Annotated in this window: 20 protein-coding genes; 9 read left to right on the top strand and 11 right to left on the bottom strand. The window is 70.8% G+C overall.

Annotated elements, in window-relative coordinates; genetic code table 11:
* Positions 1-44: 44 nt before the first annotated feature.
* Positions 45-1694, top strand: coding sequence for a protein kinase domain-containing protein (locus ACZ7J0_RS13325; RefSeq protein ID WP_470886864.1), 1650 nt, complete (start codon positions 45-47; stop codon positions 1692-1694).
* Between the two features lie 67 nt (positions 1695-1761).
* Here the strand turns inward: ACZ7J0_RS13325 and ACZ7J0_RS13320 are convergent, their stop codons facing one another.
* The 3 genes from ACZ7J0_RS13320 to ACZ7J0_RS13310 form a co-directional block, all read right to left on the bottom strand.
* A complete protein-coding gene (locus ACZ7J0_RS13320) occupies positions 1762-2778 on the bottom strand; it encodes a phosphotransferase (protein ID WP_470886863.1) in 1017 nt (338 codons plus the stop codon).
* A 15-nt stretch (positions 2779-2793) separates the two neighbouring features.
* Positions 2794-3216: a pyridoxamine 5'-phosphate oxidase family protein gene (locus ACZ7J0_RS13315; RefSeq protein WP_470886861.1), complete on the bottom strand. Its 423-nt coding sequence runs from the start codon at positions 3214-3216 to the stop codon at positions 2794-2796.
* A 132-nt stretch (positions 3217-3348) separates the two neighbouring features.
* A complete protein-coding gene (locus tag ACZ7J0_RS13310; protein ID WP_470886859.1) occupies positions 3349-4008 on the bottom strand; it encodes a response regulator in 660 nt (219 codons plus the stop codon).
* 350 nt (positions 4009-4358) lie between these two features.
* Between ACZ7J0_RS13310 and pdhA the strand changes: the two genes are divergently transcribed.
* Genes pdhA through ACZ7J0_RS13295 form a run of 3 tightly spaced genes read left to right on the top strand, consistent with a single transcriptional unit; the run spans position 4359 to position 7951 of the window.
* Entirely contained in the window at positions 4359-5528 is a 1170-nt protein-coding gene (pdhA, locus tag ACZ7J0_RS13305; RefSeq protein ID WP_470886857.1) for a pyruvate dehydrogenase (acetyl-transferring) E1 component subunit alpha, read from the top strand.
* 2 nt (positions 5529-5530) lie between these two features.
* A complete protein-coding gene (locus ACZ7J0_RS13300; protein ID WP_470886855.1) occupies positions 5531-6511 on the top strand; it encodes an alpha-ketoacid dehydrogenase subunit beta in 981 nt (326 codons plus the stop codon).
* An 18-nt stretch (positions 6512-6529) separates the two neighbouring features.
* Positions 6530-7951 carry a dihydrolipoamide acetyltransferase family protein gene (locus ACZ7J0_RS13295; RefSeq protein ID WP_470886854.1) on the top strand — a complete coding sequence of 474 codons (1422 nt, stop codon included), beginning with the start codon at positions 6530-6532 and terminating at the stop codon, positions 7949-7951.
* An 81-nt stretch (positions 7952-8032) separates the two neighbouring features.
* On the opposite strand, the gene ACZ7J0_RS13290 is transcribed toward ACZ7J0_RS13295, so the two are convergent.
* Positions 8033-8932 (bottom strand): D-alanyl-D-alanine carboxypeptidase family protein, encoded by a 900-nt coding sequence (locus tag ACZ7J0_RS13290; RefSeq protein WP_470886852.1) that lies wholly within the window; start codon positions 8930-8932, stop codon positions 8033-8035.
* A 214-nt stretch (positions 8933-9146) separates the two neighbouring features.
* On the opposite strand from ACZ7J0_RS13290, the gene ACZ7J0_RS13285 reads away from it, so the two are divergent.
* The gene (locus ACZ7J0_RS13285) at positions 9147-9860 is read left to right on the top strand and encodes a GntR family transcriptional regulator (protein WP_470886850.1); all 714 of its coding nucleotides are present in this window, start codon (positions 9147-9149) and stop codon (positions 9858-9860) included.
* The gene (locus ACZ7J0_RS13280) at positions 9857-11158 is read left to right on the top strand and encodes an MFS transporter (RefSeq protein ID WP_470886848.1); all 1302 of its coding nucleotides are present in this window, start codon (positions 9857-9859) and stop codon (positions 11156-11158) included. The genes ACZ7J0_RS13285 and ACZ7J0_RS13280 overlap by 4 nt, the downstream gene beginning before the upstream one ends.
* A gap of 5 nt (positions 11159-11163) precedes the next feature.
* Here ACZ7J0_RS13280 and ACZ7J0_RS13275 read toward each other — a convergent pair whose 3' ends face one another.
* Positions 11164-11988 carry a maleylpyruvate isomerase family mycothiol-dependent enzyme gene (locus ACZ7J0_RS13275; protein WP_469120503.1) on the bottom strand — a complete coding sequence of 275 codons (825 nt, stop codon included), beginning with the start codon at positions 11986-11988 and terminating at the stop codon, positions 11164-11166.
* A gap of 154 nt (positions 11989-12142) precedes the next feature.
* On the opposite strand from ACZ7J0_RS13275, the gene ACZ7J0_RS13270 reads away from it, so the two are divergent.
* A complete protein-coding gene (locus ACZ7J0_RS13270) occupies positions 12143-12937 on the top strand; it encodes a carbon-nitrogen family hydrolase (protein ID WP_470886846.1) in 795 nt (264 codons plus the stop codon).
* Positions 12938-12965: 28 nt separating this feature from the next.
* Here ACZ7J0_RS13270 and ACZ7J0_RS13265 read toward each other — a convergent pair whose 3' ends face one another.
* Together ACZ7J0_RS13265 and ACZ7J0_RS13260 are read right to left on the bottom strand one after the other, a co-directional pair.
* A complete protein-coding gene (locus ACZ7J0_RS13265; protein ID WP_470886844.1) occupies positions 12966-13457 on the bottom strand; it encodes an LURP-one-related/scramblase family protein in 492 nt (163 codons plus the stop codon).
* 1 nt (position 13458) lies between these two features.
* Complete coding sequence (locus tag ACZ7J0_RS13260; RefSeq protein WP_470886842.1) at positions 13459-14013, bottom strand: Uma2 family endonuclease; 555 nt, start codon at positions 14011-14013, stop codon at positions 13459-13461.
* 118 nt (positions 14014-14131) lie between these two features.
* Here ACZ7J0_RS13260 and ACZ7J0_RS13255 point away from each other — a divergent pair, with 118 nt between their 5' ends.
* A complete protein-coding gene (locus ACZ7J0_RS13255) occupies positions 14132-15937 on the top strand; it encodes an NHL domain-containing thioredoxin family protein (RefSeq protein ID WP_470886840.1) in 1806 nt (601 codons plus the stop codon).
* A gap of 45 nt (positions 15938-15982) precedes the next feature.
* On the opposite strand, the gene ACZ7J0_RS13250 is transcribed toward ACZ7J0_RS13255, so the two are convergent.
* The 3 genes from ACZ7J0_RS13250 to ACZ7J0_RS13240 all read right to left on the bottom strand — a co-directional run bounded on the left by ACZ7J0_RS13250 (position 15983) and on the right by ACZ7J0_RS13240 (position 18099).
* Positions 15983-16354, bottom strand: coding sequence for a hypothetical protein (locus ACZ7J0_RS13250; protein ID WP_470886838.1), 372 nt, complete (start codon positions 16352-16354; stop codon positions 15983-15985).
* Between the two features lie 66 nt (positions 16355-16420).
* A complete protein-coding gene (locus tag ACZ7J0_RS13245) occupies positions 16421-16645 on the bottom strand; it encodes a DUF6458 family protein (protein WP_470886836.1) in 225 nt (74 codons plus the stop codon).
* Between the two features lie 110 nt (positions 16646-16755).
* Positions 16756-18099, bottom strand: a complete 1344-nt coding sequence (locus ACZ7J0_RS13240; protein ID WP_470886834.1) for a M18 family aminopeptidase — start codon at positions 18097-18099, stop codon at positions 16756-16758.
* A 124-nt stretch (positions 18100-18223) separates the two neighbouring features.
* Here ACZ7J0_RS13240 and ACZ7J0_RS13235 point away from each other — a divergent pair, with 124 nt between their 5' ends.
* Positions 18224-18658 (top strand): DUF6083 domain-containing protein, encoded by a 435-nt coding sequence (locus tag ACZ7J0_RS13235; RefSeq protein WP_470886832.1) that lies wholly within the window; start codon positions 18224-18226, stop codon positions 18656-18658.
* A 65-nt stretch (positions 18659-18723) separates the two neighbouring features.
* Here ACZ7J0_RS13235 and ACZ7J0_RS13230 read toward each other — a convergent pair whose 3' ends face one another.
* Positions 18724-20550: an acyl-CoA dehydrogenase gene (locus ACZ7J0_RS13230; protein ID WP_470886830.1), complete on the bottom strand. Its 1827-nt coding sequence runs from the start codon at positions 20548-20550 to the stop codon at positions 18724-18726.
* Positions 20551-20611: the final 61 nt, after the last annotated feature.

Here is a 20611-nt window from a genome sequence, read left to right as displayed (position 1 = left end):
AGACCGCGCACCCAGCACGCGGACAGAAACGACGGCGAGGACTGATGGCACCCGAACCCGAAGCAGGCGGCGGCGGAGTGTCGGATGCGGAGTCATGGGGCGTCGGTGGCCTGGTCGGCGAAGGGCGTTACCGGCTGACGCACCGTCTCGGACGCGGCGGCATGGCCGAGGTGTTCGCGGCGGAGGACGTACGGCTCGGCCGTACGGTCGCCGTCAAGCTTCTCCGCTCGGATCTCGCCGAGGACCCGGTGTCCAAGGCCCGCTTCACCCGTGAGGCGCAGTCGGTCGCCGGCCTCAACCACCATGCGATCGTGGCGGTCTACGACTCCGGCGAGGACGTCGTCGCCGGACACTCCGTCCCGTACATCGTGATGGAGCTGGTCGAGGGGCGCACGATCCGCGATCTGCTCATCAGCGCGGAGGCCCCGCCGCCGGAGCAGGCGCTCATCATCGTGTCGGGTGTCCTGGAAGCGCTGGCGTACTCGCACCAGCACGGCATCGTGCACCGTGACATCAAGCCGGCGAACGTCATCATCACGCACGGCGGCGCGGTGAAGGTGATGGACTTCGGCATCGCGCGCGCCCTGCACGGCGCGCAGTCGACGATGACCCAGACCGGCATGGTCATGGGCACCCCGCAGTACCTCTCGCCGGAGCAGGCGCTGGGCAAGGCCGTCGACCACCGCTCCGACCTCTACGCCACGGGCTGCCTGCTGTACGAACTGCTGGCGCTGCGGCCCCCGTTCACGGGTGAGACCCCGCTCTCGGTGGTGTACCAGCACGTCCAGGACGCGCCGGTGCCGCCGTCGGAGGTGGCGGACGTGTCCCCGCCCGAGCTCGACGGTCTGGTCATGCGGTCGCTCGCGAAGGACCCGGACGACCGGTTCCAGAGCGCCGAGGAGATGCGCGGCCTGGTGCAGTACGGGCTGCAGATGCTCCAGCAGCAGGGCGGTCACACCGGTGGGTGGAACACGGGCCCCGTGCAGACGCACGAGCTCGCCCACCACACTCCGGGCCACGGCACCGCCGCGACCGCCGCGATGGGTCACCCGGTGCACGGTGACACCTCCAAGGGCGGCGCGATCCTGCCGCCGGTGAACCCGCACGACGGCGGGTACGACGGCGGATACAACGGAGGCGGGCAGGGCGGCAGCGGCCGCGGCAAGCTCTGGCTGTTCCTGGCGCTCGCGCTGATCGCGATCACCGCCGGCGTCGTGTACGCGCTCGACCGGCCGAACGACACCGACAACGGGAAGACCGACAAGCCGTCGATCTCCAACACGCCGTCGAAGTCCGGTACCACCCCGACGCCGTCGGACGAGCAGTCCCAGGAGACCGACGAGCCGGACACCTCCACGGGCGGCGACCAGTGGACGAACAACCCGCCGCCGGAGAAGCCCTCGCACACCGAGAGCGACGACCCGTCCCCGTCGGGCAGTTCCTCCTCCTCGCCCGGTACCACGGAGGGCGGTACGACCACCGACGGCAGCACGGAGGGCACCACCGAGGGGTCCACGGAAGGTTCGACGGACGGGTCCACGGAGGGCACCACCGAGGGGTCGACGGAGGGCACGGCCGAGGGCACGACGCAGGGCACGACCCAGGGGACCACGCAGGGCACGACGCAGGGCACGACCGAGGGCGCCACGGTGGGCGCGAACGGCACCCCGGGCGGAAACACCACGGGAACCTGACGTCCAACGGTGACCGGTGACCGGTGACTTCCACCCGCACTGGTCACCGTCGCGCTCACCCTCGCCCTCACCCCGTGAAGGCCTCGCGCACCGCCTCGTACTCCCTTGTCCACCACACCGCCAGGGCCGACGCCGCGGGAAACTGCGGGTCGGCCCTGTGGTCGTGCAGCTGGTAGCGCCAGCGCAGTATCCAGAAGTCGTTGAGCCGCTCCCACCACACCCGGTGGACGGCGGCGGCCAGTTCGGCCGCGTCGGCGTGCGCGGCCCGCCGGTACGCACGGGCGTAGGCGCGTACCTTCGCCAACTCCAGTTCGCCCGCGGGCTGTACGAAAAAGATGGCGGCGGCCCTGACCGCCTCCTCCGCCCGCGGGTGCACGCCGAGCCGGTCCCAGTCGACGATGGCGGCCGGTTCCGCGCCCCGGTAGAGCAGGTTGAGGGGGTGGAAGTCGCCGTGCACCCAGCCGCCGGCGTCCGCGGGCGGCGGGCGGCGGTGGGCGTGTTCCTCGATCAGCAACCGCCGTTCGGCGAGGCGGTGTTCGGCCAGCTCGTCGAAGCCGGTCCGGGGTCGCCGGGCGCGGGCGTGGCGCAGCAGTTCGTCGATCACCTCGAAGGTGTCGGCGGGGTCGGCGCTCTCGTAGCGCCGGCGCGGGCCGGGCTCCATGACCTGCTCCAGACAGGTGTGGACGAGCCCGAGGAGCGCCCCGAGGCGCCGCGATTCCACGGTCGTCAGCTGGGCGCCGTCGCGGTGCCGTCCTTCGACCCAGGGGTGCAGGGCGTAGCAGTGGCCGCCGATCACGGCGACGGTGTCGCCGTGGGTGTCCTCCACGGGCGGGGCGACGGGCACTCCGAGGGACTGGAGGCGCTGGGTCGCGCGGTGCTGGCGGGCGATGGCGTCGGGGTCGCCGTCGAGGTGGTGCTTGAGGAAGTAGGCGCCGTGGGTGGTGGAGAGGCGGTAGCCGCGGTTCAGCAGGCCGAGGGTGACCGGCTCGCAGGAGAGCGGGTCACCGGCACCCTCGTAGCGGCGCAGCAGCGCACCGACGGGTGGGCCGACGGAGGGGGCGGCAGTTGCATATGAGCGCGGCACTCACCAAATGGTAGATCACGCAACGTGGTGAAGTTGTCGCTCCCCGGAGTAGTCGAGCGTGTGCACGGTGACGAACTGCGGCTCGATACACATATGAACGGGATCGAACGGCCGACCATCGACGAACGCCGGCCCGGGCCCCAGGAGCTCCAGCTGGTCCTCGGTCGGCTCGACGATCCGCGCGGTGCCCGTGACCTGCACGGACCAGAGCTCGCGGCCCTCCTCGCGGGAGTGGAGATTGTCCGAGCCGTACGCCACCACGCCGCCGTCGCACGCCCGGTGGTGGCCCAGCCCGCGGTGCAGCCTGACGATCAGGCAGCGGTCGGTCACGATGTGCCGTGCCGGTACGAGGCACGGCATCGCTCGCATGCTGGTCGCCACCCGCCCGTACGAAACGCGGCGGAGCAGCTCCATCGCGCGGATCTCCTCGGTGGACATGGCTTCCACTCTGGGGCGCCGGGCGGACCCGCGAAAAGGGGTCCTCTGCCCTGTTTGGGCAGGACCTACGTCCCGAATGGGGCGCGGCGGGCGCCTTGGCCGCCGGGTCCGTGTCCCGACGTGCGCCGGCGGTCAGCGGCGCTCGGCCTGGAGGCGTGCCACATACGCGGCGGCCTGCGAGCGGCGCTCCATGCCCAGCTTGGAGAGCAGGCTGGAGACATAGTTCTTGATCGTCTTCTCGGCAAGGTGGAGCCGCTCGCCGATGACGCGGTTGGTCAGGCCCTCGCCGATCAGATCGAGGATCCTGCGTTCCTGGTCGGTGAGTCCGGAGAGCTTGTCGTCGCTCTTCGCGTTGTTCCCGTCGCGCAGGCGCTCCAGTACGCGCGCGGTGGCGACCGGGTCCAGCAGCGACTTGCCGGCCGCCACGTCCCGTACGGCCGTGAGGAGCTCATTGCCCCGAATGGCCTTGAGGACATAACCCGAGGCCCCGGCCATGATCGCGTCGAAGAGTGCCTCGTCATCCGCGTAGGAGGTGAGCATCAGGCATTTGATGTCCTCGTCGCGCGAACGGATTTCGCGGCAGACCTCGACGCCGCTACCGTCCGGCAGGCGTACGTCGAGAACGGCGACGTCGGGACGGGTCGCGGGGATCCTGACCAGCGCGTCCGCGGCGTTACCGGCCTCGCCGACGACCTCGATGTCGTCCTCTCCGGAGAGGAGATCGTGGACGCCCCGGCGGACGACTTCGTGGTCGTCCAGGAGGAAAACAGTGATTTTGCCTGATTCGCGCACGGGGTCAGTTTCACATATTCACTCTTCCCGTGCCCGGGGTCACCGGGATAACGTGCCCGTGTTCCGGCGGCCTGCAAGGCTGTGACCAGTGGTTGTTCCCGCGTTTCTCGATTTACTTGGAAATCCAAGCAAAATCGCAGGTCAAATGGGGTTTCGCAGTAATGCGAAGCACTGGGTAACGTGCCTATGACAGGGCGCTCGCCGGGGCACCTGTCACGCCTGTCCCGGCCGAGTCGCACCCACCCCGTGCACGGGTACGGATACAGGCGAGCCTCCCCTTACCTGCGGTAGGGGGGACCCCAGGCCTTCCCGGCGGATCCCGGGGGCCGGACCGACGGAGGAGCACGCACGTGACCGTGGAGAGCACTGCCGCGCGCAAGCCGCGACGCGGCAGCGGCACCAAGCGCACCACCAGCGCGAGGAAGCCACAGAGTTCCGAGCCCCAGCTGGTGCAGCTGCTGACGCCCGAGGGCGAGCGCGTCGCGCACCCGGAGTACGACATCGACCTGACGCCCGAGGAGCTGCGCGGGCTCTACCGCGACATGGTCCTCACCCGGCGCTTCGACGCCGAGGCCACCGCGCTCCAGCGGCAGGGCGAGCTCGGGCTGTGGGCGTCGCTGCTCGGCCAGGAGGCCGCGCAGATCGGCTCCGGCCGTGCCCTGCGGGACGACGACTACGTCTTCCCGACCTACCGTGAGCACGGTGTCGCCTGGTGCCGCGGGGTCGACCCGACCAACCTGCTCGGGATGTTCCGTGGTGTGAACCACGGTGGCTGGGACCCCAACAGCAACAACTTCCACCTGTACACGATCGTCATCGGCTCGCAGACCCTGCACGCCACCGGCTACGCCATGGGCGTGGCCAAGGACGGCGCGGACAGCGCGGTCATCGCCTACTTCGGCGACGGCGCGTCCAGCCAGGGTGACGTCGCCGAGTCGTTCACCTTCTCCGCGGTCTACAACGCCCCGGTCGTCTTCTTCTGCCAGAACAACCAGTGGGCCATCTCCGAGCCCACCGAGCGCCAGACCCGCGTCCCGCTCTACCAGCGCGCACAGGGCTACGGCTTCCCCGGCGTCCGCGTCGACGGCAATGACGTACTCGCCTGCCTGGCCGTGACCCGGTCGGCGCTGGAGCGGGCCCGTCGAGGTGAGGGCCCCACCCTGGTGGAGGCGTTCACCTACCGCATGGGCGCGCACACCACCTCCGACGACCCGACGAAGTACCGGGCCGACGAGGAGCGCGAGGCCTGGGAGGCCAAGGACCCGATCCTGCGGCTCAAGGCGTACCTGGAGAAGGCCGGCCACGCCGACGCCGCCTTCTTCGAGGAGCTGGAGGCGGAGAGCGAGACCCTCGGCAAGCGGGTCCGCGAGGCCGTCCGCGCCATGCCCGACCCGGACCACATGGCGATCTTCGAGAATGTCTACGCCGACGGGCACGCGCTCGTCGACGAGGAGCGCGCGCAGTTCGCCGCCTACCAGGCGTCCTTCGCGGACTCCGCTGCCGAGGGCGAGGTCAAGTAACCATGGGCGTACAGAAGCTTCCCCTCGCGAAGGCGCTCAACGAGTCGCTCCGCACGGCCCTGGAGACGGACCCCAAGGTCCTGATCATGGGCGAGGACGTCGGCAAGCTCGGCGGTGTCTTCCGGGTCACCGACGGACTGCAGAAGGACTTCGGCGAGGACCGGGTCATCGACACCCCGCTCGCCGAGTCGGGCATCGTCGGCACCGCGATCGGCTTGGCCCTGCGCGGCTACCGGCCGGTCGTGGAGATCCAGTTCGACGGCTTCGTCTTCCCCGCGTACGACCAGATCGTCACGCAGCTCGCCAAGATGCACGCCCGCGCGCTCGGCAAGATCAAGATGCCGGTCGTCGTCCGTATCCCCTACGGCGGCGGCATCGGCGCGGTCGAGCACCACAGCGAGTCCCCCGAGGCGCTGTTCGCGCACGTCGCGGGCCTGAAGGTGGTCTCGCCCTCCAACTCGTCCGACGCGTACTGGATGCTCCAGCAGGCCATCCAGAGCGACGACCCGGTGATCTTCTTCGAGCCGAAGCGGCGCTACTGGGACAAGAGCGAGGTCGACACCGAGGCCATCCCGGGTGAGCTGCACAAGGCCCGGGTCGCCCGTGAGGGCGCGGACCTGACGCTCGCCGCCTACGGCCCGATGGTGAAGGTCTGCCTGGAGGCCGCGGCCGCCGCGCAGGAGGAGGGCAAGTCGGTGGAGGTCCTCGACCTGCGCTCGATGTCCCCGATCGACTTCGACGCCATCCAGAAGTCGGTGGAGAAGACCCGCCGGCTGGTCGTCGTGCACGAGGCGCCGGTCTTCTACGGCTCCGGCGCGGAGATCGCGGCACGTATCACCGAGCGGTGCTTCTACCACCTGGAGGCGCCCGTGCTGCGGGTCGGCGGCTACCACGCCCCGTACCCGCCGGCGCGCCTGGAGGAGGAGTACCTGCCGGGTCTGGACCGGGTACTCGACGCCGTCGACCGCTCGCTGGCGTACTGAGAGAGGGTCGTGACGACAATGACGACTGCGACGACTGCGTCCGTTCGTGAGTTCAAGATGCCCGACGTGGGCGAGGGGCTCACCGAGGCCGAGATCCTCAAGTGGTACGTCCAGCCGGGTGACACCGTCACCGACGGCCAGGTCGTGTGCGAGGTCGAGACGGCGAAGGCGGCGGTGGAGCTGCCGATCCCGTACGACGGCGTGGTGCACGAGCTGCGCTTCCCCGAGGGCACGACGGTGGACGTCGGCGAGGTGATCATCTCGGTCAACGTGGGCCCGGGCGAACCCGCCGCGCAGGCCACGGTCGCCGAGCCCGAGACCGCCCCGGTGGCACCGGCCGCCCCGGCGGCCGAGGACGAGGAGGCCGAGCCGCAGGGCCGCCAGCCGGTCCTCGTGGGGTACGGCGTCGCCGCCTCCTCCACCAAGCGGCGGGCGCGCAAGGGCACCCCGGTGCCCGAGCAGGCCGCGGCCGCGGTCCAGGGCGAGCTCAACGGGCACTCCGGTGCCCCGGTGGGCACCCGCCCGCTGGCCAAGCCGCCGGTGCGCAAGCTCGCCAAGGACCTGGGTGTCGACCTGGCGTCGGTCACCCCGACCGGCCCGGACGGGATCATCACCCGCGAGGACGTCCACGCGGCGGCCGCCCCGGCGACCGCGCGGACCCAGGAACCGGCCCAGGCCGCGGCGCCTGTGAGCGAGGCGCCGGCCGCTCCGGCGGCCGCCCCGGCCGCCGTGGGTGAGGCGCGGGAAACCCGGATTCCCATCAAGGGCGTCCGGAAGGCGACGGCGTCGGCGATGGTCGGCTCGGCGTTCACCGCGCCGCACGTCACCGAGTTCATCACCTTCGACATCACCCGCACGATGAAGCTGGTCGACGAGCTCAAGGCCGGTACGGACATGGCGGGCCTGCGGGTCAACCCGCTGCTCCTCATCGCCAAGGCGGTCCTGGTCGCCATCCGGCGCAACCCGGAGATCAACGCCGCCTGGGACGAGGCCGCCCAGGAGATCGTGCTCAAGCACTACGTCAACCTGGGCATCGCGGCGGCCACGCCGCGCGGTCTGATCGTGCCGAACATCAAGGACGCGCACGCCAAGACGCTGCCCGAGCTGGCCCAGTCGCTGGCGGAGCTGGTGGCCACGGCCCGCGAGGGGAAGACGACCCCGGCGGCCATGCAGGGCGGCACGATCACGCTCACCAACGTCGGCGTCTTCGGCGTCGACACCGGCACGCCGATCCTCAACCCGGGCGAGTCCGCGATCCTCGCGATCGGCGCGATCAAGCTCCAGCCGTGGGTCCACAAGGGCAAGGTGAAGCCCCGTCAGGTCACCACGCTGGCACTCTCCTTCGACCACCGGCTGGTCGACGGCGAACTCGGCTCCAAGTTCCTGGCGGACATCGCCGCGATCCTGGAGCAGCCCAAGCGACTGCTCACCTGGTCCTGATCACAGGGGCCCGAGCAGCCCGCACACACCGATGGCCGGCCCGGAAGGGCCGGCCATCGGCGTTTCTGAGGGTGCGGTCCGTCAGTCGAGCACGTCGGGGATCGGCTGGGTGGCGGCCATCCGCGCGGCCGTGGTGCCGAAGGCGTAGTCGAGCATCTTCATCGAGTCGACGTAGCGGTTCTCGTCGTTGAGGACGACCCCGACCACGGTCTTGCCGTTCCGGGTCGCGGCGAAGACCAGGCACTTTCCGGCGGGGGTGTTGGTGCCCGTCTTGACGCCGATCGCGCCCGGGTAGGCGTAGCCCGCGGGCTTGGGGCGCACCAGCAGGTTGGACTGGTTCCAGGTGTACGAGCGCGTGCGGCCGTTCGAGGCGATGGCGGAGGCCTTGCCCGAGGGCGACTTGACGATCGTGGAGAAGGTGTAGTTCTTGAGCGTGTACGCGGCGAGCTTCGCCAGGTCGCGCGGGGTCGTGTAGTTGTTCCCCGTCGTGGAGTTGCCGTCGAAGGAGTCGAACTTCGTGTTCGTCAGGCCGAGCGCGGCGGCCTTGGCGTTCATCTTGGCGATGAAGTTGGCCTTGCGGGCCGCCATCGTCGTGCCGGTGCCGAAGGTGTCGGCGAGCGCGTAGGCCGCGTCGCAGCCCGACGGGGCCAGCATGGCGTTGAGCATGCCCGTGACGGTCAGCTTGTCGCCGACGTAGAGGTACGCGCTGCTGGCGCCCACGGAGGTCACGTAGTCCGGGTACGCCTGCTTGACGGCGATCCGGCGGTTGAGGTCGACGTTGGGTGTGGTCAGCACCACGAGCGCCGTCATGATCTTGGTCGTGCTGGCCATCTGCCGCTTGGTGTCGGCGCCCTTGCTGTAGAGCGCGGCCCCGGTCGCGTTGTTGAGCATGAACGCGCCGCTGGCGGTCACCGGTGGCGCGGTGGCCGCGGCCGCCGGCGACGCCACCGGGGAGGCCGTCACCAGGGCTCCGGTGGCCACGACGACGGCAGCTGCTCGGCGCAGGCGCGGAAGGCTGAGTATCAAGTTCGTCCCCGAGTTCGATCGTGAGGAGGGACCGCCTGTGGTGCGGGCCCTCGGCAACTAGACACGCGTGGGGGCGGGATGGATGTACGGGACAGGCGGGGAGCGGGCAACGGTGTCCGCATCGTGATACGGACACGACTTGTAGCTTTGTTGTATCTAAGCTGTGCGCATGCCCGTCGCCCCCGTTCCCGCCCCCGCTTCCGCGATCGACTCCGCGGCCGCCTCCCCGGTCGTTCCCGCGCCCGTGAAGCAGGCACCCGCCGCCGACCGCGTCTACATGCACGTCAAGCAGGCGGTCCTCGATCGCCGGTACGAGGGCGGGACCCTCCTCACCGAGGGCGAGCTGGCCCAGGCCGTCGGGGTGTCCCGTACGCCGGTACGCGAGGCGCTGCTCAAGCTGGAGATGGAAGGGCTGCTCAAGCTCTATCCCAAGAAGGGCGCGCTGGTCCTCGCCGTCTCCGCGCAGGAGATCGCCGACGTCGTCGAAACCCGGCTGCTGGTGGAGGAGTTCGCCGTCCGCCGGGCCGTGCCCGCGCCCGCGGCGCTGATCGAGCGGCTCGAAGAGCTCCTGGAGGAGCAGAAGCGCCGGGCCGAGGCCGGGGACCTGGCCGAGGTCGCCGTGACCGACCGCTGCTTCCACGCGGAGATCGTCAAGCACGCCGGCAACCAGATCCTCGCCAGGCTCTACGACCAGCTCCGCGACCGCCAGCTGCGGATGGGCGTGGCCGTGATGCAGTCCCAGCCGGACCGGATCGCCAAGAACATCACCGAGCACGCCGAGATCCTGGACCGGATCCGCGCGGGCGACGTGGAAGGCGCCGCCGCGTGCGTCCGGCAGCACCTGAGCTGGGTCAAGGTCGTGGTCCGGGGGGAGGCCCGATGAGCGGGCCCGCCGTCTCCCTGCCCGGCGATCCTCCGGGCGGCCGCCGGGCCGCCCTGGTCTGGGGCGTCGGCGTCGCCGTCTACTTCGTCGCCGTCATCTTCCGTACGTCCCTGGGGGTCGCCGGGCTCGACGCCGCCGACCGCTTCGACGTCAACGCCTCCGCGCTCTCGACCTTCTCGATCCTCCAGCTGCTCGTCTACGCGGGCATGCAGATACCCGTCGGCCTGATGGTCGACCGGCTCGGCACCAAGAAGGTCCTGACCCTCGGCGTGGTCCTGTTCACCGCCGGACAGCTGGCCTTCGCGCTCTCCCCCTCGTACGGCCTCGCCCTCGCCTCCAGGGCGATGCTCGGCTGCGGCGACGCGATGACCTTCATCAGCGTGCTGCGGCTCGGCGCCCGCTGGTTCCCGGCCCGGCGCGGCCCGCTGATAGGCCAGGTCGCCGCGCTCTTCGGCATGGCGGGAAACCTGGTCTCGACGCTGGTCATCGCCCGGATGCTGCACGGGATGGGCTGGACGGCGACCTTCGTGGGCAGCTCCCTGGCCGGCGTCCTCGTCCTGGTGCTCCTGCTGCTCTTCCTCAAGGACCACCCCGAGGGGTACGCACCCGCGCCGGCCACACACGCGGGCGCCGCCTATGTGCGTCGACAGATCGCCGAGTCCTGGCGCGAGCCGGGAACACGGCTCGGTATGTGGGTGCACTTCACCACCCAGTTCCCCGCCATGGTGTTCCTGCTGCTGTGGGGGATGCCGTTCCTGGTCGAGGACCAAGGGCTCTCCCGGGAGACCGCCGGCGCGCTGCTGACCCTGGTGGTCGTGTCCAACATGGTCGTGGGGCTCGCGTACGGCCAGATCATCGCCCGCCACCACGGCGCCCGGCTCCCGCTGACGCTCGGCACCATCGGCGCCACGGCCCTGCTGTGGGGGGCCACTCTCGCCCACCCCGGTGACCACGCCCCCGTGTGGTTGCTGATCACCCTGTGCGCGGTGCTCGGGGCATGCGGGCCCGCGTCCATGATCGGGTTCGACTTCTCCCGGCCCGCCAACCCCCCGGAACGGCAGGGCACCGCCTCCGGCATCACGAACATGGGCGGGTTCGTCGCCTCGATGACCACCCTTCTGGCGGTCGGCGTGCTCCTCGACGCGACCGGCGACAACTACCGGATCGCGTTCGCGTCGGTGTTCGTCCTGGAGGCGCTGGGGCTCACCCAGATCCTGCGCCTGCGGTCCCGCGCGGCACGCCGGGAGCAGGAGACCCTGGTGGCCAGCCGGGTGGAGGCGGTCCACGTCCCTGTCTGAGGCCCTCAGGGGGTGACGGCGAAGTTGTCCAGGATCGCCTCGGCCAGGGCGGTGTCGCCCTCGGTCTTGATCTTGTCCGCGACCGCCCCCGGCCGGACCCGCCCGCACGCCAGCCGGACGTACGTCTCCCAGTCCAGGGTCAGCGTCGCCGCCGGGCCCAGGGAAGGGGCACCGTCGACCGAACCCCGGCCGTCCGCGTCCACTCGGACCGTCCGCAGGAACTCGACCGGCCCGTGCACGTCGAACACGACGGCGGAGTTCGGCGGCGCGCCCGCGTCCTTGGCGACCACCCTCGGCAGGACGGCCAGGAAGTTGTCACGGGCGACATGGGCGCCGGGGGAGTCGAGATTGCCCGGCTGCCCGAGAGTCGTGCGCAGATCCTGCTCGTGCACCCAGACGTCGAAGGCCCGCATCCGGTAAGCGACTTCAAGGGTCTGCTCGGCGCCCAGCGGGGCCCGGATCAGATGGTCGGGCGCGCGGTTCTCGTTGCGCAGCTGACGGGCGCGCCGGATCAGTACGTACTCCAGCTCGGACGTCATCTCCGGCGCGGTGTGGTGCCGCCGCACATCGACCTGCATCTCCATGTAGCGGGCGAACTCGCTGCGGACATGGTAGAGATCGCGGGGCAGGGTGTGGATCGGCCGCGGGTCGCCGAGCATCTCGCACTCCATGCCGATGACGTGCGACACGATGTCCCGCACCGACCAGCCCGGGCACGGCGTGGCACGGTTCCACTCCCCCTCCACGAGCGGCTGCACCAACTCGGCTATGGCTTCGATGGAGTGGGTCCAGGCGTCGGCGTAGGTCTGAAGGCTGGGATGGACGGTCACGGGACCCCTCGGCGGTTCTGCGGTGCGCGGGCTGAAAACTGTCTGCGTGGGAGGCTCGGACGCTAAGTTACGCTGCCCGAAGGCACCCCGGCAGTGCTTTCGTGTGACGATCGTAGGCCCGTGTTGACGACTCGAATGCCAGGACGGTGGTAGTGTGCGCGCCTCGTTGATCCAGATCGCTGTAGACCTGGACGAACCGGTCCACGCGCGTCGGCAGCGGGCCGCCGCGCTGGTACGTGAGGAGCGCGGCTCCGACCTCGTCGTGCTCCCCGAACTCTGGCCCGTGGGCGCGTTCGCGTACCAGTCCTTCGAGGCCGAGGCCGAGCCGCTTCAGGGCCCCACGTACGAGGTGATGGCGAAGGCTGCGAGCGAGGCCGGAGTCTGGCTGCACGCCGGCTCGATCGTCGAGCGCGCCACGGACGGCCGTCTCTACAACACCTCCCTGGTCTTCTCCCCGGCGGGAGAGCTGGCGCGCGCCTACCGGAAGATCCACCGCTTCGGCTTCGACAAGGGCGAGGCCGTGATGATGGCCGCGGGTGCGGAGCTGGTCACGGTGGCCCTCCCGGAGCTGACCATCGGCCTCGGCACCTGCTACGACCTGCGCTTCCCCGAGCTCTTCCGGGGCCTCGTGGACGCGGGCGCCCAGGCCTTCGTCCTCCCGGCGGGCTGGCCCGAGCGCCGCCGCGACCACTGGACCCTGCTGGCGCGCGCCCGCGCGGTCGAGAATCAGGCGTACATGCTGGCCTGCGGCACGGCCGGCACGCACGCGGACGTCGAACAGGCGGGCCACAGCATCGTCGTGGACCCGTGGGGCGAGGTACTGGCCGAGGCGGGAGCGGGCGAGGAGATCCTGCGGGTGGAACTCGACCGGGCCACGGTGGACGTGACCAGGGACCAGTTCCCGGCCCTGAAGGACCGGACCCTCGGCATGGAGCCCCCGCGCCACTGACCGACGCCGCCGAGCCGCGCGAGGGAGGTCAGCCCTCGCGCTCCTTCTCCGCCATGCGGATGACGCACACGGCGACGGCGATCAGCAGCGCCGCGTCGGCGTCCTCCCGCACGACGTTCACGGCGTACGTCTCCCGCACCCGGAACCACTGCCGGGAGATGTGCGCCAGCAGCTCCCCGTCGTACTCGACCGTGAACTCCCGGTCCAGGATCCGCCCGCTCACATCGAGCTCGGTGCCGTCGACGAGGTCGACGCGGTAGTGATTGCGCAGCAGCGAGAGCCGCTTCCGGCGAATCGTCGCCAGCGTCCGCTCGTCGCGCTCGACCGTCATGGCGTCCCGCAGGCTGAACATCTTCTCCCGCAGGGTGATCAGCACCTGCCCGGAGGAGTTCTTCAACTCCAGGGTGTCGCGCAGCCGCAGCGCCTTCCCGTCGACGAGGAACGCCTGGCGGCCCTGCTCGTCCTCGATCCAGTAGTCGTCACCGACGGCGAAGATCTTGTCCCGTACGAGGTATTTCATGTCAGAGATCGCTGGTGTCGAGATCGAGGTCGAAGGGCGCCGGGAGGTGCAGCGGGGTGCCGAAGGGGTGGGGGCCGTCGACGCGGGTGTAGCCGAGGCGGCCGGGCTCGGAGAAGAGGGAAACGCTCTCTTCGACCCGGTCGATCAAGAGGTAGAGGGGCGCGCCGTATTCGGCGTACCGCTTGCGCTTGACGATCCGGTCCGTCTCGGCATTGGAATCCGAGGTGACCTCCACGACGAGGAGTGTCTCGCTGGGCACCAAGGAGTTGGCCCCCTTGGCGAGGTCCTTGGGGACCACCGCGATGTCAGGGACGTACCAGTTCGGTGAGCCGGGAAGGTCGAGATTGCCGGAGCCGGTGACGCATCCCAGTTCCTTGACACGGGGCTTGATCTGGTCGCGGACCAGCTCCGCAGCGCTTTCGTGGTCCCAGGTCGGCGGCACGATGTCGATGACCCCTTCGACGACCTCGGCGTGGTCGCCACGGATTCTCTGAACGGCGAACTTCAGGGCACGCTCCTGCTCGATGCCCTCGCTGTACTCGGGCGCGGTGGCCATCAGCGACGCTCCTTCCCTCAGCACGTGCGTCAACGGTCCCACGCGGGCCCACGCCCCGTCGCCGCCCCGGCTCAGTGTCACTCGTGAGTGTGTACGACAGGGATGGCACCCTTGAACCATGAACGATTCCGCATCGGCGCCCACCCCCGCGCCCGCGCCCCGCCGTGCCCGTGTCCGTGCCCCCGAGCTCACCGGCAGGGGTGGCTGGCTGAACACCGGTGGGGAGGAGCTCACGCTCTCCGCCCTGCGGGGGAAGATCGTTCTGCTCGATTTTTGGACGTTTTGCTGCATTAACTGCCTTCATGTCCTCGACGAGCTCCGCGAGCTGGAGGAGAAGCACCGCGACACCCTCGTGATCATCGGGGTCCACTCGCCCAAGTTCGTGCACGAGGCCGAGCATCAGGCCGTCGTCGACGCCGTCGAGCGGTACGAGGTGCACCACCCGGTGCTCGACGACCCCGACCTCGCCACCTGGAAGCAGTACGCCGTGCGGGCCTGGCCGACGCTCGTCGTCATCGACCCCGAGGGGTATGTCGTCGCCCAGCACGCCGGTGAGGGCCACGCGAACGCGCTCGCGACGCTCGTCGAGGAGCTGGAGGCCGCGCACGAGGCGAAGGGGACGCTGCGGCGAGGGGACGGGCCTTATGTGGCGCCCGAGCCCGTCGCGACCGATCTGCGCTTCCCCGGGAAGGCCGTCCTCCTGCCCGGGGGCACCTTCCTCGTCTCGGACACCACCCGTCACCAGCTGGTCGAGCTGGAGGCGGACGGCGAGACGGTGGCGCGGCGCATCGGCGACGGGGAGTTCCGGGAGCCGCAGGGCCTCGCGCTGCTGCCCGACGGCAAGGTGGTGGTGGCCGACACGGTGAACCACGCGCTGCGGACCTTCGACCCGGCCACCGGCGCCGTCGAGCGCGTCGCCGGCACGGGCCGCCAGTGGTGGCAGGGCTCCCCCACCTCCGGGCCCGCCCTGGAGGTCGACCTGTCCTCGCCGTGGGACGTCGCCTGGTGGCAGGGCAAGGTGTGGATCGCGATGGCCGGTGTCCACCAGCTGTGGACGTACGACCCCGGGACCGGCACCGTCGAGGTCGCGGCCGGCACGACCAACGAGGGCCTGGTCGACGGGCCCGCCGGTGAGGCGTGGTTCGCGCAGCCGTCCGGGCTCGCGGCCGCTGGGGACCGGCTGTGGGTCGCCGACTCCGAGACGAGCGCGTTGCGCTGGATCGAGCCCGACGGGTCCGTCCACACCGCCGTGGGAACCGGCCTCTTCGACTTCGGGCACCGGGACGGCGACGCGGGCCAGGCACTCCTCCAGCACCCGCTGGGCGTCACCGCGCTGCCGGACGGGTCGGTCGCCGTCTCGGACACGTACAACCACGCGCTGCGCCGCTTCGACCCGGCGACGGGCGAGGTGACCACGCTGGCCACCGATCTGCGCGAGCCGAGCGACGCGGTGCTCGTCGGCGACGACATCGTGGTCGTCGAGTCGGCCCGGCACCGGCTGACCCGTCTGCGGCTCCCGGAGGAGGCCGTGCGGGTGGACGCGGTCGCCCACCGGACGCGGCGCGAGGCGACGGAGGTGGCCCCGGGCCGGCTCCGTCTCGACGTCATCTTCCAGGCGCCGACCGGGCAGAAGCTGGACGAGCGGTACGGACCCTCGACGCGGCTGCTGGTCTCCTCCACGCCGCCGGAGCTGCTGGCGGACGGGGAGGGGACGGGCACGGACCTCTTCCGTGACCTGGTCATGAACCCGGACGTCACGGAGGGCGTGCTGCACGTGTCGGCGATGGCCGCGTCCTGCGACGACGATCCGGCGAACGAGTACCCGGCGTGCCATGTGCACCAGCAGGACTGGGGCGTGCCGGTGAAGGTCACCGGCGAGGGTGTCTCCAGGCTCCCGCTGATCCTGGCGGGACTCGACGCCTGAGGCGCCGGGGCGCACGAGGGCAAGGCGCGAGGGGACGCGCCGGGTTCAGTACGCGAGGCCCTGATGACGGGGCGGCCGCGCGGCCGCCCCGTCCAGGCAGCCGGCCACCCACGCCGACGGGCTGTGGGTGGCCTTCTGGCCGCCCGCCCCTTCGCTCTCCATCCGCGCGCAGCCGCCGCCCAGCATGTCCCGGACGCGGTCGCCCCTGACGTCCGCCTGCCGGATGCGCGTGCTGTGGATGAAGCCGGCTTCGTAGGCGATGTCGGTGCCCCACGGGGGCCGTTCGTTGTACTTCCAGGTCACGACCCCGCCGACGGCCGCGCAGAGCGCGACGGCAGCGGCGATCGAGAGGAAGAACTTCTTCCGTGACGGCCCGCTGTGATGGATCAGGGCTGTCTGCTGTCCCAACAGAACCATGGTCAACAGCGTGTCGCCGCAGGGGTTTCCCGGATGTTTCGCCCGACGGGCGAGCGTGACCGGGTGTCAGTAGCGCCGCTCGTCGGGGGTGTCGACGACCGTCGGGGCGACGGGGGGCACAACGGCCCGCCGGCGCCTGGCGATGCTGGTGAACGTCGCGACGCCGATCAGTCCGACAGCCATCAGGATCAGCCCCACCAGATCGAGGTTGATGCTGTCGAGCTCCCAGTCGGTGGCGAAGGTGAGGATCGCCCCCACCGCTATGAGGATGATGCAGCCGCCCAGGCCCATGAATCCCGCCTCCTTCTCGGGTAGACCTCTCGGGTACCCGGGCAGCCCGCGCCTACACGCCCCGCTCCGGGGCCCGTTGGGAGGGGCCGCCCGGAGCGGGCGGCCCGGGGTCAGCCTTCGAGGAACGCCACGAGCGCGTTGGCCAGCAGGAAGGGGTCGTCGGCGCCGCACAGTTCGCGGGCGCTGTGCATGGACAGGATCGCGACGCCGATGTCGACGGTCGTGATGCCGTGGCGGGCGGCGGTGATCGGGCCGATGGTCGTGCCGCAGGGCATGTCGTTGTTGGAGACGAACGCCTGCCAGGGCACGCCGGCCTTCTCGCAGGCCGCGGCGAAGACGGCCCGGCCGCTGCCGTCGGTGGCGTACCGCTGGTTGACGTTCACCTTGAGGATCGGGCCGCCGTTGGCGCGCGGGTGGTGCGTCGGGTCGTGCCGCTCCGCGTAGTTGGGGTGCACGGCGTGGCCGGTGTCGGACGAGAGGCAGACCGTGCCGGCGAAGGCGCGCGCCCTGTCCTCGTACGCGCCGCCGCGGGCGAAGACCGACCGTTCCAGGATCGAACCGAGCAGCGGGCCCTGGGCGCCGGTGTCCGACTCGGAGCCGTTCTCCTCGTGGTCGAAGGCGGCGAGGACGGGGATGTACTCCAGGTCGGGGCGCGCCGCCACGGCGGTGAGCGCGGCGGCGCCGGCGTGCACCGAGATGAGGTTGTCCATGCGGGGGCCGGCCACCAGCTCGCGGTCGCGGCCGAGGTAGGCGGGCGCCTCGATGGAGTGGACCATGAGGTCCCAGCCGGCCACGTCCTCGTCGTCCACGCCCGCCTCGTCGGCGACGAACCGGATCAGGTCGCCCTCGTGGACCTCGCCGAGGCCCCAGATGGGCTGCATGTGGCGCTGCCGGTCCAGCTTGAGGCCGTCGTTGACCTGACGGTCGAGGTGGATGGCGAGTTGGGGGACGCGGAGCACGGCCCGGTCGATGTTGACGAGCCGGTGGGTGCCGTCGCGCAGGGTCAGCCGGCCGGCGAGTCCGAGATCGCGGTCGAGCCAGGTGTTGAGCAGCGTCCCGCCGTACGTCTCCACGGCCACCTGCCGCCAGCCCTGGGCGCCCATGTCGGGGAACGGCTTGACCCGGAGGTTGGGGGAGTCGGTGTGGGCGCCGACGATCCGGTACGGGGTGTGGGCGGTGGCGCCCTCCGGCACGTACCAGGCGATGATCGCGCCGCCGCGGATGACGAACTTGCCGCCGCTGGAGCCGTCCCAGGCGTCGGTCTCGGCGAGTTGCCGGAAGCCGGCCTTCTCCAGCCGCTCGCCGGTGTTGGCCACCGCGTGGTACGGCGAGGGCGAGGCGGCGAGGAAGGCCATCAGGTCGTCGGTGTGTCCACGGTCGAACGGAAGAGGTGCGCGTGCGGCGCTCTCCGGCGTGGTGGCGGCGGGTGAAGGGCGGGAGGTTGCGCTGCTCATGGGTTCACCATACGGGCGGGTGGCGGCGGCGATCGCCCGGCGGAGCAGGGGGCGTTGTCAGTGGTGCCTGCCAGTATCGGTGCTGTCCACCGATCGTGACGGTGATCGTGCCCGGAGGTGCCTTGTGACCACAGTGACCGCTCCCGCGTGCGCCGCGTGCGACGCTCCCCGCGCCGAGTGGAACGGCCGGATCGGGCTGGCGCTCTGCGCCTCGTGCACGGCTGCCGCGACGGGCACCGGTGAGCGGGATCCCGTGCTGCTCGGCGACATCCTGCCGGTGACCGCGGCGGCGCTGCGGGGCGGGGTGCCCGCGCCGCGGGGAAGCGGGCAGGGTGACGGGCCGTCGGTGGTCTGCCGTTCCTGCGGGCGGCGTGCGGTGCGGCACCGCACGGCCGGGGGCGGTTGGGTGGCGTTGGAGCCGGGCGAGCGGCCGGCGGCGGGTGTGCCGCGCGGTGAGCGGTGGCAGATCGCGGGGGACGGCACGGCGGTGCGACTGCGCGGGGCCGTGCCCTCGGACACCTGCCGGGTCAGCCACCTCTCGGTCTGCCCGGGGCGATGACACGACGACGGCCCGCCTCCGGTGACCGGGGGCGGGCCGTGCGGGCCGTGGCTGGGCGGGGCGTACTAGAACGCGGCCTCGTCCAGGTCCATCAGCGAGCCGTCGACCGCCTCGGCGAGCGCGCGCTCGGCGGAGACGCCGGGCAGGATGTTGGCGGCGAAGAACTTCGCGGCCGCGATCTTGCCCTGGTAGAAGGCGCGGTCCTTGGCGGACGCGCCCGCCAGCTTCTCGGCGGCCACCGCGGCGCCGCGCAGCAGCAGGTAGCCGACGACGACATCGCCGGATGCCATCAGCAGGCGGGTGGTGTTGAGGCCGACCTTGTAGATGTTCTTGACGTCCTCGCCGGTGGCGGTGAGGTCGGTGAGCATCGTGCCGACGATGGCCTCGAGGTCCACGGCGGCCTTGGCGAGCGCGTCGCGGGCGCCGGCCAGCTCCTCGCCGCCGGTGCCGACCGCGAGGAACTTCTTGATCTCCTCGGCGAGGGCGTTCAGGGACTGGCCCTGGTCGCGGACGATCTTCCGGAAGAAGAAGTCCTGGCCCTGGATGGCCGTGGTGCCCTCGTAGAGGGTGTCGATCTTGGCGTCCCGGATGTACTGCTCGATCGGGTACTCCTGCAGGTAGCCGGAGCCGCCGAAGGTCTGCAGGGACTGGGCCAGCTGCTCGTAGGACCGCTCGGAGCCGTAGCCCTTGACGATCGGCAGGAGCAGGTCGTTCAGGCCGTTGAGCGCCTTGGAGTCCTCGCCGGCGGCCTCCTTGGCCTGGATCTCGTCCTGCACCGTGGCGGTGTAGAGGACGAGGGCGCGCATGCCCTCCGCGTACGCCTTCTGCGTCATGAGCGAGCGGCGGACGTCGGGGTGGTGCGTGATGGTGACCTTGGGCGCGGTCTTGTCCATGAAGTTCGCCAGGTCGGAGCCCTGGACGCGCTCCTTGGCGTACTCCAGCGCGTTCAGGTAGCCCGTCGACAGGGTGGCGATGGCCTTCGTGCCGACCATCATCCGGGCGAACTCGATGATCATGAACATCTGGCGGATGCCGTCGTGCTTGTCGCCGATCAGCCAGCCCTTGGCGGGGTGCTGGTCGCCGAAGGTCATCTCGCAGGTGTTGGAGGCCTTGAGGCCCATCTTGTGCTCGACGTTCGTCGCGTAGACGCCGTTGCGCTCGCCCAGCTCGCCGGTCTCCCAGTCGAAGTGGTACTTGGGCACGAGGAAGAGCGAGAGGCCCTTGGTGCCCGGACCGGCACCTTCGGGGCGCGCGAGCACGTAGTGGAGGATGTTCTCCGACATGTCGTGCTCACCGGACGTGATGAAGCGCTTCACGCCCTCGATGTGCCAGGAGCCGTCCTCCTGCTGGATCGCCTTGGTGCGGCCGGCGCCCACGTCGGAGCCGGCGTCCGGCTCGGTGAGGACCATCGTCGAGCCCCACTGCTTCTCGACGGCGATCTCGGCGATCTTCTTCTGCGCGTCGTTGCCCTCCTCGAAGAGGACGCCCGCGAAGGCGGGGCCGGAGGAGTACATCCACACGGCCGGGTTCGAGCCGAGCAGCAGCTCCGCGTAGCTCCAGATCAGGGAGCGCGGGGAGGTGGTGCCGCCGATCTCCTCGGGCAGGCCCAGGCGCCAGTACTCGGAGTCCATGAAGGCCTGGTAGCTCTTCTTGAAGGACGCCGGGACGGGGGCGGTGTTGGTCTCCGGGTCGAAGACCGGCGGGTTGCGGTCGGCGTCGGCGAACGACTCGGCCAGGTCGTTCTCCGCGAGGCGGGCGATCTCCTCGAGCACGCTCTTGGCGGTCTCGACGTCCATCTCCGCGAACGGACCGGTGCCGTACACCTTGTCGCGCCCGAGCACCTCGAAGAGGTTGAACTCGATGTCGCGGAGATTCGACTTGTAGTGCCCCATGGCGACGGCTCCGTAAGGATCGGGAGAGGGTTCTCGTACACATACCAACAAGTAGCTACGA

The sequence above is a fragment of the Streptomyces sp. NPDC038280 genome (assembly GCF_055600045.1).
This window is presented reverse-complemented; position numbering and strand designations above follow the sequence as displayed.